The sequence below is a fragment of the Paenibacillus sp. RC67 genome, from assembly GCF_030020805.1.
Taxonomy (GTDB): Bacteria; Bacillota; Bacilli; order Paenibacillales; family NBRC-103111; genus Paenibacillus_S.
The window spans coordinates 4066637-4083205 of record NZ_CP125098.1 but is presented as its reverse complement, the minus strand read 5'-3'; the positions used below and the strand labels follow the sequence as shown (position 1 = coordinate 4083205).

The following is a 16569-nucleotide window of genomic DNA, read 5'->3' as shown; positions in this document are numbered from 1 at the left end:
TACAGCAATCCAAACACAACCACAATAAAGGAGATGATCTAATGAAAAAAGGCCGCCTTCTTGGAGCAATACTCATGATTTCTGCTGTACTTCCGTTTCAAGCATTTACCGCTTCTGCTGCTGGAGAGCTGAAACCGTTTCCTCAGCATACAACGTATTACACCGGAACGATAAAGCCTAATAATGTGACTCAAACTCAACTGGATAACGATGTTAAGAGGATCTACGACGAATGGAAAGCTAGATACTTGAAGCAAAATCCGAAAGCGACAGACCAATACTATGTTTTCTATAATCTTGAAGGGGAGGCAGATCCGGCAACAGCTGTGTCATCCTCAGAAGGCCACGGGTACGGGATGCTGGCCACAGTCCTGATGGCAGGGTACGATACGAATGCCAAAACCTATTATGACGGATTATACAAGTTCTATAAAGCTCATCCTAGTGTAAACAACAGCAATTTAATGGCATGGCAGCAAATTAAGAACAGCAGCGGCAATATTGTCGACAACCCGGATGGAGGGAATGACTCTGCAACGGATGGAGACATGGATATTGCTTACTCCCTGCTATTGGCTGATAAACAATGGGGAAGCAGCGGCACTATCAATTACCTGAATCAAGCGAAAAGTCTCATTAATGCCATTATGGCCAAAGACATTAATTCCAGCGAGTGGCTGTTGAAAATGGGCGATTGGGCAGATAACAGCGATACCACGTATGGTAAAGGTACTCGTTTATCCGACTATATGATGAGCCATCTCAAGGCATTCCAAACTGCGACGTCGGATGCGAATTGGGCGAATGTTACAAGCAAGTCCTATTCTATCATCAACAGCTTATATACCAATAAAAGCCCGAATACAGGACTTATGCCGGATTTTGCAGTTTACAGCTCCGGCAGCTACGTTCCAGCTCCATCCAAATACTTGGAGGATCCAAGTGACGGCAAGTACTATTACAACTCCTGCCGCACACCTTGGCGTATACCGATCGATTATTTACTGACAGGGGATAACCGAGCTTTAGGACAATTAACAACGTTAAATAACTGGGTGAAAACCAAAACCTCCTCAAATCCGAACAATATTATTTCAGGATATAATCTGGACGGCACTGTTATCTCTGGCGAAACAGAAAATTCAATGGCTTTCGTAGCTCCTTTTGCTGTTAGCGCTATGATCAATTCAAGCAATCAAGCCTGGTTGAATAGCCTATGGACAAAAATGGCAAGTACATCAACATCCAGCATTGGTTATTATGAAAACAGCATCCGGCTTCTTGTTATGATTACTGTTTCAGGTAACTGGTGGGCACCCGATTCCACATCGACTCCTCCATCGACTTCTACAACTCTCGTGAGCGATAACTTCAACAGTATGACTACTGGATCGGCTCCGACCGGATATACGACTAGCGGCGATGTGACGATTGCGGAGCTGCCAAGTGCTTCCAACAAAAGCATCAAGCTCAATGACACCGATACGACCAATGCCGTAAAAGCGAGTAAGAGCTTTGCATCTCAAACCGGTAAAGTGACCTTAGAATATAAAGTCATGCTGCCTGCCGCCGTAAATAATCTGTATGTACATTTAAAGCAGGGGTCTACGATCGGCACTACGATTCAATCGAATTCGGACGGAACGCTTCGTTATCGGAATGGGGACGGAACGATGTCTACCGTTGCCAATTATTCTCCGAATACATGGCTGACTATCAAAGTAGAGGCGGACGTATCTACGAATAAAGCTAATGTTTATGTGAATGGCACTTCCGTTGTGACAGGCGGTACCTTCCGCAATAGCGTAACGGCGATCGACAACGTCGAGCTGATTACTCATTCAACAGGTACGGGAACAATGTACATTGATGATGTCAATATAACGACGCCTTAAGAAACGATAAGCCATCGGCCTTGTTCATCCAGGGTCGGTGTTTTTTTATAAATACATTTCTGGACAATGGTTGGTGCCTAGATCCGGAGCTGTGTAGAGGTGAAGTCCGCGGCGGCAGGAAGGCAAAGTGAAGGAGAAAGACGGGGCACCTCCGCTCAAATGTAACTAAATAGGTTTAATCCAGACATTTGTGCTTCAGGACAGATGTCTTTTTTTAAGCTCATAACCATAAGAAAGCATAACATGACAGTAAGTTTCCCAATTTCCAAATACGACCAGTCGTCCTATCATTAAGTTTAAGAAACCGACATATATTGATTTTTGTAACCCTTTTCAAAGTTCAAGTTGCACTCTAGTCATCGAACAAATCAGACCAGACGGGTAGAAGGAGACATGAAGATGACCACCGAATCGAAACAATTATTGAGAGATGCACAGTTAAAGATGCTGCAGATTGCTCGAAATGATTATTCGGAACAGCAAAGAATCTCACTCCATGTGCACGAACATTACCATCAGTTGGTCGTCGTTCATAAAGGAAGCGGTGATATGCAATTGAACGATCAGTATTATCCTGTGGAAGGACGTTTTTTTTACTTAATTCCTCCGCAATCCAAGCATGCTTTTTACTTCAAAGAAGAATCTACTGCAGTAGATTATAAATTCAAACTATATGATGAAGGCTTAGCTCATGCCATTACCGACTACCCAACCTATGGATCTTGCAGCAGCGATGATTTGGCGGATTTGAAGCAGTGGTTTCAGCTCTCGATGGAGTACAGCAAAATGCCTGAGCCTCTTGCCTTGTACCGGATCGACTCCGGCTTCAAAGGAACCCTGCTTTCATTATTGCAAAAAAGCCGGCTGCGAACCGTGCAAGAAAACGACACCTCAAGATCAAAAGTAGGAACTTATTCGGATTTTCCTATTGCGGCCTATATTAATGAGCATTTATCGGATAAGCTTTCTTTGATAAAAATAGCTAATCATTTTGGATTTCATCCGCATTATATTATTAAAATATGCAATGACCATATCGGCATGAGCCCGATGCAGTATTTGCAAGAGAAGCGATTGGAAAAAGCGATGGAATACTTGGAAGATACCGATTGGACTGTAACTGAAATTAGCGAAAAGCTGGGCTGGACAACGTCCTATTTCTCGCGATTGTTTCATCAAAAGAAAGGGATCTCACCATCTCAATTCCGTAAAAAAGCGGTGTATTCCTTAAGATCGGATGTTTGGCTGGAGGCCGACCATGCGGCAGCAGGACAATGATAAGCAGACAATTAGATATTCCCCACGGATTGTCTTATAATGGATGGATGAGCAGTGAGCAGTCATTATAAGAATTGTGAGAGGAAGCTGGAATGATGAAGCACTTTGTTGTATTCTTACCAATGCTTGATGAAGAAAAGAGTCAAACGTATCGAGCGCAGCATCTCGAGTATTTGTCGGAAATGCGGAATGAGGGACACATCTTCGCTAATGGACGTTTTGTTGATGGTGCGGGTGGGATGGTCATTTACAAAGCGGAGTCATTCGAGACCGTAGAGGGATTTGCCTTGAAGGATCCCTATGTTGTAAATAAAGCCAGAGGCTATGAAATTCATGAGTGGGACATGGTGCTTGCTGACTAAAGCTTAATGAATCCTAACAAACGGCCGATTTTTCTGTACGCAGAGAAGTCGGCTTGTGTTGTTTGGATGTCACTGGAAGGAGAAGGAACAACATGCTTGCCCGATATATTAATTGCACTCGATTCGGAAATCCAGTGGACGTGCTGCAAGTTCAGTATAAAGAAGTAGAGCGGCCCGGGCCAGGAGAGCTTCTGGTCCAAATGGCCGCTCGCCCAATTAACCCATCTGACTTGATTCCCATAAGTGGTGCTTATGCTCATCGTATTGCATTGCCTATGGTTCCAGGATATGAAGGTGTCGGCATCGTAACAGAGGTTGGACCGAATGTATCCTCATCCATACTGGGGAAGCGTGTTCTAGCGTTGCGAGGAGAAGGCACCTGGCAGGAATATGTTCGAGTACCTGCGGAGCTGGCTGTTTGTGTACCTGAAGCCATACCTAACGATACAGCATCCCAGCTGTATATCAATCCCATTACCGCTTGGCTGGTATGCAAACAATTCCTTGCAGCCGAGAGAGGGGATTACGTTCTGATCAATGCTTGTGGATCATCTATAGGCCGAATCTTCACTCAATTATCCAAAGTGTTTGGTTATCAAGTTATTGCCGTAACTCGTAACCATTTACATACGGAGGAGCTGCTGCTTCTGGGTGCGGCCCATGTCATTAATACTTCTGAGACCCATCTGCATAAGGCTGTCATGGAGATAACGAAGGGAAGGGGGGCGAGTGTCGGGATTGACTCTATAGGTGGTTCCGCAGCAGAAGTGCTGGCGCAATGTATATGTATCGGAGGCACCGTAGTGAGTATCGGACTATTATCCGGGATACCGGTCAATTGGACGCATGTTGCTAAGCAAACCGGAGTAAACCCGGTAATGTACTGGTTGCGTCATTGGGTGGAACGTGCATCAGTCCAAGAATGGCATGAGCCTTTCCTAAACATTATGGAGCTTATCCAACAGGGGCAATTACACCTGGATAGCCCAGGTTCAAGATTTGATCTAAGTGGAGTCTTAGAGGCTGTATCAGCCGCAACCGCTTATGGGAAATCTGGTAAGACCTTACTGACAAGCTCTAATTATTTCCCTTAGGAGCTGTCATTTCCCGGGGAAGCGCAGGACTCGATAAAAAGCGCATCTCCTTCGACATCTCGTGTTGAATTCCATTAAGGTCTTCACGGATGATGTCGAGAGAGTGCGCTTTTTTATGATTATAATGCGTTTAAGAGAAGCTAAGAGCCAACTTCCATCACCATGCTTTGAATTTTTTGCAAACGTATGTACTCATTTTTTTGTAAACCTGGACGGAAATAACTGTACAAATAAGAGGCTTCATCAAACGTCAGCCCTGGGTGGCATACAACCTCTTGAATTGAATGGGGATTGTCCAGAATCAGCTGCCACTCTCCGTCACGTTCCTCAGGAGAAACCGTTTGCAGCAGTTTTGTTTTGATCTCAGCCATTTGCTGCAATTCATCCCAAATATCAGACCAAGACGGACTGAACTGCTCTGGACTAGGAAACATTTCCCGAGCTTTGGTGATCCATGCGTAAATGGACTCCTTTTCGTACTCCTGCAATTTTTTAAGCGTGTTCTTGAAACCCTCCAATAACATGTGAAAAGCGGAATAGCCGCCCTCGTCTATGGATGTTTTCCATGATGCAAGTTCTTCTTCAGATATCCCGTTCTCTAACTGCTGCCATTGATTCCGGTTCATCGAATTCGATCTCCTCTTTATAAAATGGGGTAGATTGTCATTAATTTAGCATATTCTCGTTGGGATTTAAAGGGAGGAATGGCACTCTGTTTTGACATTCCATTCCAACTTGTGTAGCATAATAAGAGATGGACAAGTACCTTACATCATCAATTGATAACACGAAGGGAGAGTATCGAGTATGTATGATATCGTTATTATCGGAGCAGGTCCCGCAGGTGGCAGCGCTGCATTGTTCGCAGCAAAGTCCGGCAAGAAAACGCTATTAATTGATAGTGATCAAAGCATGACTAAGCGTGCCTGGTTGGAAAATCACTACGGTGTGATGGAGATTACAGGTGCTGAGCTCGTCGATATCGGACAGAAGCAAGCAGTCAAGTTCGGAGCTGATTTGGTTCAAGCGAAGGTATCCAATGTATCCAAGTCAGCCGAAGGCTTTCAAATCGAGACGGAAACCGATCGTTATGAAGGCAAGCATGTGATTCTGGCAACGGGTGTCTTATTGGACCTGGCACAGCAAATTGGGCTGCAAACCAAAGATGGAACCGAACCTAGAATCAAGACAGTGATCGATGCATCTCCTGAAGGGAAAACCTCCATTCCAGGCATTTGGGCTGCAGGTACTGCTGCCGGTGTCAGCGTACATACGATCGTTACCGCTGGGGACGGTGCCAAAGTAGCGATTAATGTCATCAGCGAGCTGAATGGTGAGCGTTATGTCGATCACGACGTAGTGAAAAAAGGCTCTTAATAGTAATAAATAGACACAAGGACTGTTCGAGAGTAGCTTATCTACTTGCGAACAGTCTTTTTTTGCATTTCGTAAACGATGTTAATTGCCTTGGATATGAGTTTCGACAAAAATGCACTCGAATTTCGACGTTATCTTTCGTTGTCGGTCAGAAGAAAGTACTTTACAATGGAGTCAAGCCTCGGACATGGAGGAGATTCGAAATGTGGAGATTAAAACGCACTAGAGCTGGCAGTCATAGAGTTTTTATACGTCTGCTGGTACCTAATCTGTTATTCCTTCTACTGCCTCTGTTGGTCGGAGGGGTTATCTACAATAAGACACTTCATGAGATGGAGAAGGAAGTTACGGCTAGCAATACGACTGTGCTTCAGCAAAGCAGAGATATATTGGACCGCCGAATGTCGGAACTTTCTTCCATTGCCATCCAGTTGGTCAACGATACTAGAATCATGCAGTTTCAGCATATTAACGATCCGTTTCAGGGCTCCAACATTAACCGTATTTGGGATACACGCAAAGCGATTCAGAATTACAGTTTAACTAACAACTTTATATTTAATTATTTTGTTATTTACAAAAATAGCGAGCTCGTATTTACGGAAAACTCCACGTACGAGCTGTTTGATTTTTATAATACATTTCGCTACATAGGACTGGATACGAACAGCTGGAAAAGCATGATCGTAAGCACGTACCACCAACGCAAAATGCTTCCCGCTCAGCAGGTGCTTGTGAACGGTAATGTGTATTCCCTCCTGACCTACATCCATTCTCTGGGGTATCCAGGGTACCCTCAAGGAGCCGTTGTAATAACGGTAGATAACAGGGAAGTTCAGAAGCTGATGGGCGGATTGGATCTGTCCGGCGGCGGGTGGGCTTATATTATCGATAACAGTGGTAAAATCATCAGTTCTACTGCATCGGACGCCCCTATTAGCTGGATTCAGCGTTCCAGGCTGACAGGCAGGGAGGGGAGTATGCTAGAGCAGATTGATCATCAACAAATGCGCGTTACCTACACTACTTCCTCCTATAACGGTTGGACCTATTTAGTCGCTCAACCGAATCATATTGTTTTGAAAAAAGTGTTGTATATCAAAAACATCATTTTTACTATGGCTTTTATCTTTCTGGCACTTGGCCTTCTGATAGCCTATCTGATTGCTTACCGAAACAGCCGGCCGTTAAGATCCATTATGGAAACTATTATGGAGCGGATGGACGGGAAACCGGATAGCGGGCCCGATGCGTATCGATTTATAGGCGAGTCCGTAGCTAAGCTTATAGATAACAATCACGAGCTGCAGGACAAAATGAAGAAGCATGCTCCATACCTTCAAGCGGCATTATTCGAAAGATTGCTGAAGGGAGACTTCTTGTCTGCCAAAGATACGTCCATACTGCTCCAGCATGTCGGTATCGAGACACAGGGAAGTCATTTTGCTGTGGGGATTGTTCAACTTCGGGGCTATGAGGGCGGATTCGATACAAATTCGCTTGAGGAGCTCGATATAAAACGAGTGATGATTAAGGATATTCTTCGTCAAGAGCTGCATGTAAATATCTATTGGCATGATATAGCTGAAGATCAGATTGCGCTTTTATTTGCATTTGGAGGTAATAAGGCGGAGTCTGGATTGATTTATTTGGGTGAAGCACTCCCAGAGATAAGTGAAATCATTCAAGCTAGGACGAATGTGGTGACGAGGTTTGCCATCGGAGGCATTTATAAGCAGCTGCTGCATGTGTCGCGTTCCTTTGAGGAAGCAAAACAGACGCTGCATTTTTTAACATGGAGAAATCAGAACGCTATTGCTTCGTATGACGAAATCCCTAAGGAGAACAACGGCTATTTTTATCCGTCGGATTTGGAAATGCGCTTGAGCAATTTGGCTTTGGCAGGTGAGCTTGCAGCTGTGGAAATCGTGCTGCGTGAACTGCATGAAATTAATTTTGTGGAAAGACGGCTATCGGTACCAATGCTTCAGTTGTTTATGAACGAAATGGTGGGTACGGTAGTCAAGCTGCTTCCACAGGTTTCTCTTAACGAAGGTCCCTTGGTTGACAGACTGAAGCAATTATCCGCAGAGGTGACCTCTTACGAGGGACTAGAAAAAAACTATATGTCGCTCGCTAAGGTGTATGGTCATGTGTGCAGCTTCGTGAATGAACATAAAAAGAGTCAAAATGTGCAGCTGTTGGAAAATATCGTTTCCATGCTTCATGAATCTTTCGTTGAACCGGACCTATGTCTAGATTCGGTAGCGGAACGAATGGGAATATCGAAAGGATATTTATCTCAATTTTTCAAAGAGCAAATGGGGATCAACTTTTCGGATTATTTGGAGGATCTTCGTATGACGCTGGCCAAGGAGCTGCTGGCTGAAACGGATTTACCGGTGTTTGAAATTGCAGAGCGGGTGGGCTACAGCTCGTCGAACACCTTTTGCCGTGCATTTAAACGAATAAATGGTGTCAGTACATCAGCATTTCGCAGTTCAAAGGCGATTTGAAAGCGCATTCTACACAAATGCATATCAGATGGAATAATGCACATGGGCCGTTCTTAATGGCTGCACATCAAGCCGAATACAATCCCATTTACCTCTTGGACGACACCCTTTAATGTTAAAGCAAGGTCACTGCAAGGCTGAGCTCAAGCAAAGCTTGACGTTAGCATGGGAAGTCTAGGACGAGAGAGGTGGGCTATTGGAAGCACTTAAACAAGCAACAACAGTGGAGTCTGATGCTAGCGTGAGGATGAAAACCCGAATACCATTAACCAAAATACGTAAAGTATGGAGACTGTATGCATTAATCGCAATCCCGCTGATTTACATTATTATTTTTAAGTATGTTCCGATGTATGGCGCACAGATTGCTTTCAAAAACTTTATTGTAACCAAAGGAGTCTGGGACAGCGAATGGGTCGGCTTCAAGCATTTCGAACGCTTTTTCAATTCCTATGAGTTTTGGCGGCTGATGAGCAACACCATAGTATTAAGCTTATACAGCTTGGTTGCCGGGTTTCCTTTTCCCATCATTCTTGCACTTAGCTTGAATTACGTCAAAAATCAGTTTTTCAAAAAATCGGTTCAAATGATAACCTATGCACCGCATTTTATTTCCGTGGTCGTTATGGTTGGTATCATTCTGGAACTGCTGGAACCGAGAAACGGGATCGTCAACAATATTATGAAGTTAATAGGGCTCAACCCGATTAATTTTATGGGAGTTCCAGAATATTTCAAATCCATCTATGTGTGGTCAGGCATTTGGCAAAGTGTAGGCTTTGGCTGCATTATCTATTTGGCCGCGTTATCCAGTATCGACACTTCGCTGCATGAAGCCGCAGTCGTGGACGGCGCAACCAAGATGCAGAGGATGTGGCACATCGATATCCCGGGGATAATGCCTATCGCCATCATTATGCTGATAATGAATACAGGACATATGCTGGATGTTGGCTTTGAGAAAGTGCTCCTTATGCAGAACCCGCTCAACCTTCGAACGTCAGAAGTCATTGACACGTATGTGTACAAGGTCGGGTTGACATCACAGGCGCTGAACTACTCATATCCTACTGCGATCGGGTTGTTTAAATCGGTCATTAATCTGATTTTACTTATCATGGTTAATAAAATTGCCCAAAAAACAAAACAGGCTAGCTTATGGTAAGCGGGGGAAGGGAGCATGCATTGGAACATACGACGATCAAAGAAACGAAAAGCGATCAATTATTCACTTTTGTCAATTATACGATTTTGTCGTTATTTTTGATTACGATCCTTTATCCGTTAATTTATGTTGTAAGCGCTTCAATAAGCAGCTCGGAAGCCGTCATATCGGGTAAAGTGTGGCTATGGCCTGTCAATCCGACTTGGGAAGGCTATAACGCCGTATTCAAGCACAAGCTGATCTGGAGCGGTTTTACGAACTCGATTTACTATACCGTTGCGGGAACGCTGATTAACGTTGTTATGACCATCTTGGCTGCGTACCCATTGTCGCGAAAGGACTTTTACGGCAAAAATGTGTTTATGTTTCTCTTCGTATTCACCATGATGTTCTCCGGAGGCTTGATTCCGACCTATATGCTGGTTAAGGATTTGGGCTTGCTTAATACGACTTGGTCGATGCTTCTGCCGGGAGCATTGGGCGTCTGGAATATGATCATAACAAGAACCTATTTTCAGACGACGATTCCTGACGAATTGTTGGAGGCTTCACAGCTTGATGGCTGCACAGACTTTCAATTTGTTTGGAAAATCGTGCTGCCGCTCTCAGGTCCCATCATTGCTGTTATTGCATTGTTCTATGCGGTGGGCCACTGGAATTCGTATTTTAACGCTTTGATTTATTTGAAGAAGCAAAGCTTGTATCCATTGCAGCTTGTTCTGAGAGACATTCTTGTTCAAAACGATGTGGACATGAATATGCTCGTCGATGTTGCGGAGCAAGCGAAGCGGGAGGGCTTGAGGGAGCTGCTGAAATACTCGTTGATTGTAGTGGCTACGGTACCGTTGTTGATCGTGTATCCTTTTGTGCAAAAGTATTTTGTAAAAGGAATTATGATTGGTTCGTTGAAGGGGTAGATGCTTACGACGCCAGTTTTGCCAAAGGCAAAACTCTTAGGAGGGGTTAATTTGAGAAAAATGATGCTCATCACGCTCTCGCTGCTTTTAAGTATGGGAATTGTATTAAGTGCCTGTTCAGGAAAGGATGAAGCCGCAACGCCGGATACTTCCAAGCCATCTCAGGTTGCTGTAACTCCAGCAGGACAATTTCCTATCACTAATGAAAAAACGACGATAAAAGTGTTGGTAAAAGGCAGTTCGTCCGTCGAAGATTTTGCCACCAATGAATTTACGAAATGGCTCGAGCAAAAAACGAATATACATATCGAGTGGGAAGTTGCTCCTGAGAAATCGGCTACCGAAAAGCTGAATCTGGTTCTTTCCAGCGGCGACTATCCGGACGTTATTATGGGCTTTGGCGTATCTCCGACCCAAATGATGATTTATGGAAGTCAGGGCGTTTTCCTCCCGCTGAATGACTTGATCGAGAAGTACGGCGTCGAAATGAAAAAGATGTTTCAGGAAAACGCATTTTACAAGGATCTGATTACGGCACCAGATGGCAAAATCTACGCTTTACCTCAGGTCAACGAGTGCTATCACTGTATGTATCAGCAAAGAATGTGGATTCAAAAGCCTTGGCTCGATAAGCTGGGCCTCCAAATGCCGACTACGACAGATGAGTTCTATGAAGTAATGAAAGCATTCAAAACAAAAGATCCGAACGGCAACGGAAAAGTGGATGAAATCCCGCTCTCCGGATCGATCCAGGCTTCCAGCAGCAACCTGTACTCGACGCAGATGCTCGACTCCTTTCTCATGAATGCCTTCATTTATGATCACGGTGAGAAAAAGCTGTATCTGGAGAATGGTAAAGTGACAGTACCTTATAATAAGCCCGAGTGGAAGGAAGGGCTGAAATACATTCATAAGCTGTATGCCGAGGGGTTAATTGATCCGCAAGCTTTGACTCAGGATAACAACCAACTGAAAAAGCTGGGCGAAAATCCTGATACCGTCATTCTAGGCGCGTCCTCCGGACATAACATGGGGTCGCTCACGACGTTAGGTGGCAGCAGCGGAAGATGGTTGACCTATGTGGCAGTACCGCCACTTAAAGGGCCTGGTGGTTTCCAAAATGCAGCCTATCATCCTTATGTCGTTGGGAACGGTCAATATGTCATTACCAAAAATGCCAAAAATCCCGATGCGGCGTTCCGATTGGCCGACTTCCTGTATAATACACCAGATACTACGTTAAGATGGTATGCAGGACGCGAGGGCGTCGAATGGCGCTATGCGGAAAAAGGGGAGATTGGCATTAACGGCAAGCCTGCCATCTGGAAGCAGCTGACTCCATGGGGCGGAGTGCAGAATGTGAACTGGAGCCAGACGGGGCCGAACTATCGCTCCAATGATTTCCGTTTGGGAGAAGTAGCTAACCCAGAGCAGCCGCTAGAGGTTATCCTTTATAACGAAACGAAGACAAAGATGGAACCGAAACAAATGCCAATCGATAAGGTCATGCCTCCTGTATTCTTCACCGCGGACCAAGCATCGGAATTAGCGGATTTGGAGAAGACGATTCTGGATCACACGAAGGAAATGATGGCTCGGTTCATTACCGGTGATTCGGATATTGATAAGAACTGGGATGCCTATGTGAATAATCTGGATAATATGAATTTGAAAAGATACCTGGAGATCTATCAAACTGCGTACGACGCTAACTTTAAGAAGAAAAAATAATGGATCACTATCGCCCTCAAGCGCTGAATTTCGGTGATTTGAGGGCGATTTTATTTGGTAAAAACTGCGAACAAAAGTTCCAATTGATTCCTTTCCTACAGCGTAATAAGATAAATGAGCCTGAAATTCGGAGTCTGTAAAATGTGAAGGAAAAGATGTAATCCTTTCGTAACGTTTTCCATTTCGCGACTGTGTATAGTAAAGGTACAGCTGAGATGAATTGCGCCCCATGTGCGATCGAAAGGATAGAAGACAGATGAGCCGAATCGTTATGTTAAAGATACGGAATAATTGGATTAACACCATTAAATGTATGGCAACAAAGCAATTAATGTCCTTAACCGAAGGGGGCGTTCATAGTGCCTAAACCGGTTGTTGGACAGGGAAGATATATGGCAGGTCTAGATGGACTGCGAGCTATAGCGGTATTTGCCGTCATTGCCTACCATCTGAATCTGAAGTGGGCTCCGGGTGGACTCCTGGGAGTTGGGGTGTTCTTTGTTCTATCGGGTTACTTAATTACGGATCAACTCATAGCCCAATGGAGAAACAAGGGCACTGTGGATTTAAAAGATTTTTGGATGAGGCGGGCTCGGAGGCTTCTTCCAGCATTGCTCCTGATGCTTGTTGTGGTTGTTGCCTGGTTTGCGATCTTTGATAAAGCGCGTCTTCTTGCACTGAGAGAGGAAGTAGCGGCAGGTTTATTGTATGTAAGCAACTGGTGGCTCATCTATCATAAGGTTTCTTACTTTGAAAGCTTCGGCCCTCCATCTCCTCTAGGCCATCTTTGGTCGTTAGCCGTTGAAGAACAATTTTACTTACTTTGGCCTGTCTTACTGTTATTTGCCATCCGTTGTTTGCCAAGAAGAGGCCCCTTAGTTGGTGTGACGCTTCTTGGAGCGGTAATTTCCGCGCTTGCTATGGTGCTGTTATATGTTCCAGGTTCCGATCCAAGCAGAGTGTACTATGGAACCGATACAAGGGTGTTCGCTCTCCTTATAGGAGCGGCACTTGCGATGGTGTGGCAAAGCCGCAAACTAACGCCTCGAGTGACGGTGCGGGCACAGATCATACTTGATTCCATGGGCTTGGCTGGTTTACTGCTCATCAGTGTCATGATATGGAAGACGAATGAATATGATGAATTTCTATATCGTGGTGGATTTGTTTTGCTGTCTTTTGCGGCTGCAGTGGTCGTAGCCGTGCTCGCACATCCAGTTAGTTTGATGGGTAAAGTGTTGGGAAGTAAGGTTTTTCGATGGTTCGGTGTAAGATCTTATGGAATTTATCTATGGCATTATCCAATCATAGTGATGAGTACTCCAATGGCCAGCAGCGGTAAATTTGATCTGGCTCGAGCTTCACTTCAAATAACAGCAACGCTCGTATTAGCCGCCTTATCATGGAGGTATGTGGAAGAACCGATTCGTCGTGGTTCGTGGAACCGAATGATAGCCCAGGCGAGTATAAGCAGACGCATGCGCCAACGACTGTCAATGGTGCGCTGGACACCTTTTGCCTGCGCGGTGGTCTTAATTGGTTTTCTGTTTGTTGGATTGCTACAACGCGTAACGGATGCAACGGCAGGTTCTGAAGCAGGAGGGGGAACGGATCCCATTTTACCGCCAGAGACAGCAGTCGTCAGTGCCGTTTATGGAAGTACTGCCTCTAGTGGAGCACAAACCAATGTGCCCCCAGTGCCAAATCCATTGGGTACGGATAACCAATCGGATTCAGCAGTTTCTTCTTCAAACACCAAAGAAAGTAAGAATAATAAAGTAAATAATGATAACGAACAGTCATCATCTCAACAGCCGGATAGATCCGCAGACCTTACTGAAACCACGCAACCTACTGAAGAAATTGCTAATCAGCAGCCTGCAGAAAATACGGATAACAATCAAGCCTCCAAACAAACAGCTAAGGAAGAGCCTAGTTCTCCGGCCATTGCTGCGGTAAAAACAGGAAAAGGCATAACCGCTATCGGCGATTCAGTTATGCTGGATATCCAGCCCTATTTGGAGAAGCTTTTACCGGGAATTGTAGTGGATGGTAAAATTGGTCGGCAATTCAACGAAGCTGCGGACGTTTTAGACCAGCATAAAAAAGAGGGGACTTTAGGAAACCGCGTCATCATAGAGCTTGGCACGAATGGGCCCTTCAATAAAAAGCAGCTGGAAACACTGCTTGATTCACTGGATGGAGCAAAGCAAATTATTGTAGTAAACACGAGAGTTCCACGTAAGTGGGAGGATGAAGTGAATTCGGTTCTTGCCGAGGTTGCCCGTTCCAACTCAAAAGTTACTCTAATCGATTGGTATACCGCAAGCGAGGGGAAAAGCAGCTTCTTCGCACCTGATGGAGTGCATCTTGAAGCGGAAGGCTCTGAATATTATGCTTCATTAGTAGCCGGAGCACTGAAACGAAATTAATACCATTAAATAACCTGCATCCTTCTTTTATAGTTGGAACGCAGGTTATTTTTCTGTAGCTTATCCTAGCACTAACCTCGCCCTCTCGATAAATCTAAAGGATTCATCCGGAACGGCGTAAGAAACCGCGGTGCAATCAAAATAGCCTTGAGGGATAGAGTCGCTAAGCTCAATCATCAATTCTTTTGTTCGCTCTACATCTATGAACTCAGCCAGAGTTAAATGAGCGGAGAAAGGATACTTTCGTTTCTTTGCTCCTTCGAACGCGGTTGCGGATTCCAGCGAGCTGCGGAGCTTATCCAGCTGTTCCTGTGGTTCAATAGCAAGACAGACGCCAGGGTGCGGTAAATAATTCTTTAAAGGGCCATAGAGAATGGAGAAGGACTTGAATTGGCTTGCAATATCCTCTAGCTCCTTCCAATGTACCGAAAGTAAGGGCTGGGGGAGGGGATTGTGAGACTGATGTGTGCATCGCAAGCCATTGCGGATAGCTTATCGTATTGTTCTCGAATTGCATTCGCCTGTGTCATAAGGGGTTCGGAGGGAAGAAGCAAGAACACGCCGTAACGGTATTTTTGCTGCCACTTTTCCCAACCGGATACATCTTCAACATAATGAGTGAACATGGTGAAGCACCTCCATCCTCTATGGATAAAAATTACATTTTATTTTAACGTAAAGTAACGTTCTCGTAAATTGTTTTTACAAAGATAAAAGCCCAGATGCCGTAATAATGGCAAATGGGCTCTTTTTGATTTTTGAATACGGATATCACCAGACGCTGGGCATCACTTTTATCGAAGAGTCCAGCTTAGGTAGAAAGCTGTAGCTCGGATTGAACGTGAAAATGCGTTTAATCTGGTAAGTGATCATGACGACAGCCGTTATGGCTTCATTAAGAGAAATCTGTAAATCTGGACAATCGACAAGCAGACGCTTGGACTCCTGTTCGAATTCGGAACAGCCGGAGATGATGGTTAAGGTTCCTTTTTGTACTGCTTGCTCTACCGTTTCGAGAAAAAACTGAGCTTGCTGGAATCCGTAATTGTTTCTTAACCACTGATGAGTGTCGAACAGTACATAGTTTGTTGTAATAAGTGTTCTGTCCATATCGTCCAGATCCAAGAACAAAGTACGTGCTTTGGAATAGTAAGGGTCCTGAGGATTCATAAAGGACATGAAAGCCGTTTGATCTAGATAAACAGCTTGAGTAAGTTGAGTCTGCTCATGATTGCTCATATTTCGTATCTCCATAAAGGTTAATGTTTCGCTCCGACAAGGCATCCAAATAGAGAAGCGGATTACGATCCAATTGTTCTCTAGATATGGGAACTAGAAGCTCGCTGCTTTTAAGGGTCCAGTACTGCTCGACGATCTGATTGAGAATTTCGTTAACGGTGACTTGCTGCGTATCCGCCATTTGTTGGCATTTTGCTAAAAGAACCGGGTCTAGCTCCAGGGATAATTCATCTTCTTCTGCTTCTTCAGGCCCGGCAATAAACTGAGTCGCCGCACTTTTCCATTGTTCCAGCCGGCGCTGCAGCAGTCTTTTGGAATTGCCCATGGACTTGCACCTCCGTTGTAAGTTGGTTACGGCTTATGTATTTTTCGTCGCCATCCTATAGTGTTCGAGGAGAGACGACAATTTAATAGGGCTGAAGGCAAGATTCGCCAATTTTCTACAAGAGGAAGTTGGCTTGTAAATATATACCTAAAAAAAACCCCCGAAAGATCGAAAAGAAAGACGAAGAGTATAACACTCGGAGCCTGCGGTAGTCAGGGGATGATGACACCGATCAAGC

14 protein-coding genes are annotated in these 16569 nt (G+C 44.6%); 10 read left to right on the top strand and 4 right to left on the bottom strand.

Annotated elements, in window-relative coordinates; translation table 11 throughout:
* The first annotated feature begins 41 nt into the window (after window positions 1-41).
* The 4 genes from QMA13_RS18675 to QMA13_RS18660 all read left to right on the top strand — a co-directional run bounded on the left by QMA13_RS18675 (window position 42) and on the right by QMA13_RS18660 (window position 4629).
* A complete protein-coding gene (locus QMA13_RS18675; protein ID WP_282935269.1) occupies window positions 42-1895 on the top strand; it encodes a family 8 glycosyl hydrolase in 1854 nt (617 codons plus the stop codon).
* 399 nt (window positions 1896-2294) lie between these two features.
* A complete protein-coding gene (locus QMA13_RS18670) occupies window positions 2295-3173 on the top strand; it encodes an AraC family transcriptional regulator (RefSeq protein WP_282935268.1) in 879 nt (292 codons plus the stop codon).
* A gap of 95 nt (window positions 3174-3268) precedes the next feature.
* Entirely contained in the window at window positions 3269-3535 is a 267-nt protein-coding gene (locus tag QMA13_RS18665; protein WP_282943440.1) for a YciI family protein, read from the top strand.
* 92 nt (window positions 3536-3627) lie between these two features.
* Window positions 3628-4629 (top strand): zinc-dependent alcohol dehydrogenase family protein, encoded by a 1002-nt coding sequence (locus QMA13_RS18660; RefSeq protein ID WP_282935267.1) that lies wholly within the window; start codon window positions 3628-3630, stop codon window positions 4627-4629.
* 140 nt (window positions 4630-4769) lie between these two features.
* Here QMA13_RS18660 and QMA13_RS18655 read toward each other — a convergent pair whose 3' ends face one another.
* Window positions 4770-5255 carry a hypothetical protein gene (locus tag QMA13_RS18655; RefSeq protein WP_282935266.1) on the bottom strand — a complete coding sequence of 162 codons (486 nt, stop codon included), beginning with the start codon at window positions 5253-5255 and terminating at the stop codon, window positions 4770-4772.
* 181 nt (window positions 5256-5436) lie between these two features.
* Here QMA13_RS18655 and QMA13_RS18650 point away from each other — a divergent pair, with 181 nt between their 5' ends.
* From QMA13_RS18650 to QMA13_RS18625, 6 genes are all read left to right on the top strand, one after another.
* Window positions 5437-6006 carry an FAD-dependent oxidoreductase gene (locus QMA13_RS18650; protein WP_282935265.1) on the top strand — a complete coding sequence of 190 codons (570 nt, stop codon included), beginning with the start codon at window positions 5437-5439 and terminating at the stop codon, window positions 6004-6006.
* A gap of 203 nt (window positions 6007-6209) precedes the next feature.
* On the top strand, window positions 6210-8522 hold the full coding sequence (locus QMA13_RS18645) for a helix-turn-helix domain-containing protein (protein ID WP_282935264.1): 2313 nt from the start codon (window positions 6210-6212) through the stop codon (window positions 8520-8522).
* Between the two features lie 247 nt (window positions 8523-8769).
* A complete protein-coding gene (locus QMA13_RS18640; RefSeq protein WP_481858232.1) occupies window positions 8770-9687 on the top strand; it encodes an ABC transporter permease in 918 nt (305 codons plus the stop codon).
* Window positions 9681-10604 carry a carbohydrate ABC transporter permease gene (locus QMA13_RS18635; RefSeq protein WP_481857993.1) on the top strand — a complete coding sequence of 308 codons (924 nt, stop codon included), beginning with the start codon at window positions 9681-9683 and terminating at the stop codon, window positions 10602-10604. The genes QMA13_RS18640 and QMA13_RS18635 overlap by 7 nt, the downstream gene beginning before the upstream one ends.
* A 60-nt stretch (window positions 10605-10664) precedes the next feature.
* Complete coding sequence (locus QMA13_RS18630) at window positions 10665-12335, top strand: ABC transporter substrate-binding protein (RefSeq protein WP_282943439.1); 1671 nt, start codon at window positions 10665-10667, stop codon at window positions 12333-12335.
* 359 nt (window positions 12336-12694) lie between these two features.
* Window positions 12695-14767, top strand: coding sequence for an acyltransferase family protein (locus QMA13_RS18625; protein ID WP_282935261.1), 2073 nt, complete (start codon window positions 12695-12697; stop codon window positions 14765-14767).
* 60 nt (window positions 14768-14827) lie between these two features.
* Here QMA13_RS18625 and QMA13_RS18620 read toward each other — a convergent pair whose 3' ends face one another.
* The 3 genes from QMA13_RS18620 to QMA13_RS18610 form a co-directional block, all read right to left on the bottom strand.
* Window positions 14828-15244: a 2'-5' RNA ligase family protein gene (locus QMA13_RS18620; protein WP_282935260.1), complete on the bottom strand. Its 417-nt coding sequence runs from the start codon at window positions 15242-15244 to the stop codon at window positions 14828-14830.
* A gap of 294 nt (window positions 15245-15538) precedes the next feature.
* Window positions 15539-16006 carry a type II toxin-antitoxin system VapC family toxin gene (locus QMA13_RS18615; RefSeq protein WP_282935259.1) on the bottom strand — a complete coding sequence of 156 codons (468 nt, stop codon included), beginning with the start codon at window positions 16004-16006 and terminating at the stop codon, window positions 15539-15541.
* On the bottom strand, window positions 15993-16331 hold the full coding sequence (locus tag QMA13_RS18610; RefSeq protein WP_282935258.1) for a hypothetical protein: 339 nt from the start codon (window positions 16329-16331) through the stop codon (window positions 15993-15995). The genes QMA13_RS18615 and QMA13_RS18610 overlap by 14 nt, the downstream gene beginning before the upstream one ends.
* Window positions 16332-16569: the final 238 nt, after the last annotated feature.

Bases quoted from the DNA above. Each gene is read 5' to 3' on its own strand.
- QMA13_RS18675 (WP_282935269.1), top strand. From the start codon at position 42: ATGAAAAAAGGCCGCCTTCTTGGAGCAATACTCATGATTTCTGCTGTA.
- QMA13_RS18670 (WP_282935268.1), top strand. From the start codon at position 2,295: ATGACCACCGAATCGAAACAATTATTGAGAGATGCACAGTTAAAGATG.
- QMA13_RS18665 (WP_282943440.1), top strand. From the start codon at position 3,269: ATGAAGCACTTTGTTGTATTCTTACCAATGCTTGATGAAGAAAAGAGT.
- QMA13_RS18660 (WP_282935267.1), top strand. From the start codon at position 3,628: ATGCTTGCCCGATATATTAATTGCACTCGATTCGGAAATCCAGTGGAC.
- QMA13_RS18655 (WP_282935266.1), bottom strand. From the start codon at position 5,255: ATGAACCGGAATCAATGGCAGCAGTTAGAGAACGGGATATCTGAAGAA.
- QMA13_RS18650 (WP_282935265.1), top strand. From the start codon at position 5,437: ATGTATGATATCGTTATTATCGGAGCAGGTCCCGCAGGTGGCAGCGCT.
- QMA13_RS18645 (WP_282935264.1), top strand. From the start codon at position 6,210: ATGTGGAGATTAAAACGCACTAGAGCTGGCAGTCATAGAGTTTTTATA.
- QMA13_RS18640 (WP_481858232.1), top strand. From the start codon at position 8,770: ATGAAAACCCGAATACCATTAACCAAAATACGTAAAGTATGGAGACTG.
- QMA13_RS18635 (WP_481857993.1), top strand. From the start codon at position 9,681: ATGGTAAGCGGGGGAAGGGAGCATGCATTGGAACATACGACGATCAAA.
- QMA13_RS18630 (WP_282943439.1), top strand. From the start codon at position 10,665: ATGATGCTCATCACGCTCTCGCTGCTTTTAAGTATGGGAATTGTATTA.
- QMA13_RS18615 (WP_282935259.1), bottom strand. From the start codon at position 16,006: ATGAGCAATCATGAGCAGACTCAACTTACTCAAGCTGTTTATCTAGAT.
- QMA13_RS18610 (WP_282935258.1), bottom strand. From the start codon at position 16,331: ATGGGCAATTCCAAAAGACTGCTGCAGCGCCGGCTGGAACAATGGAAA.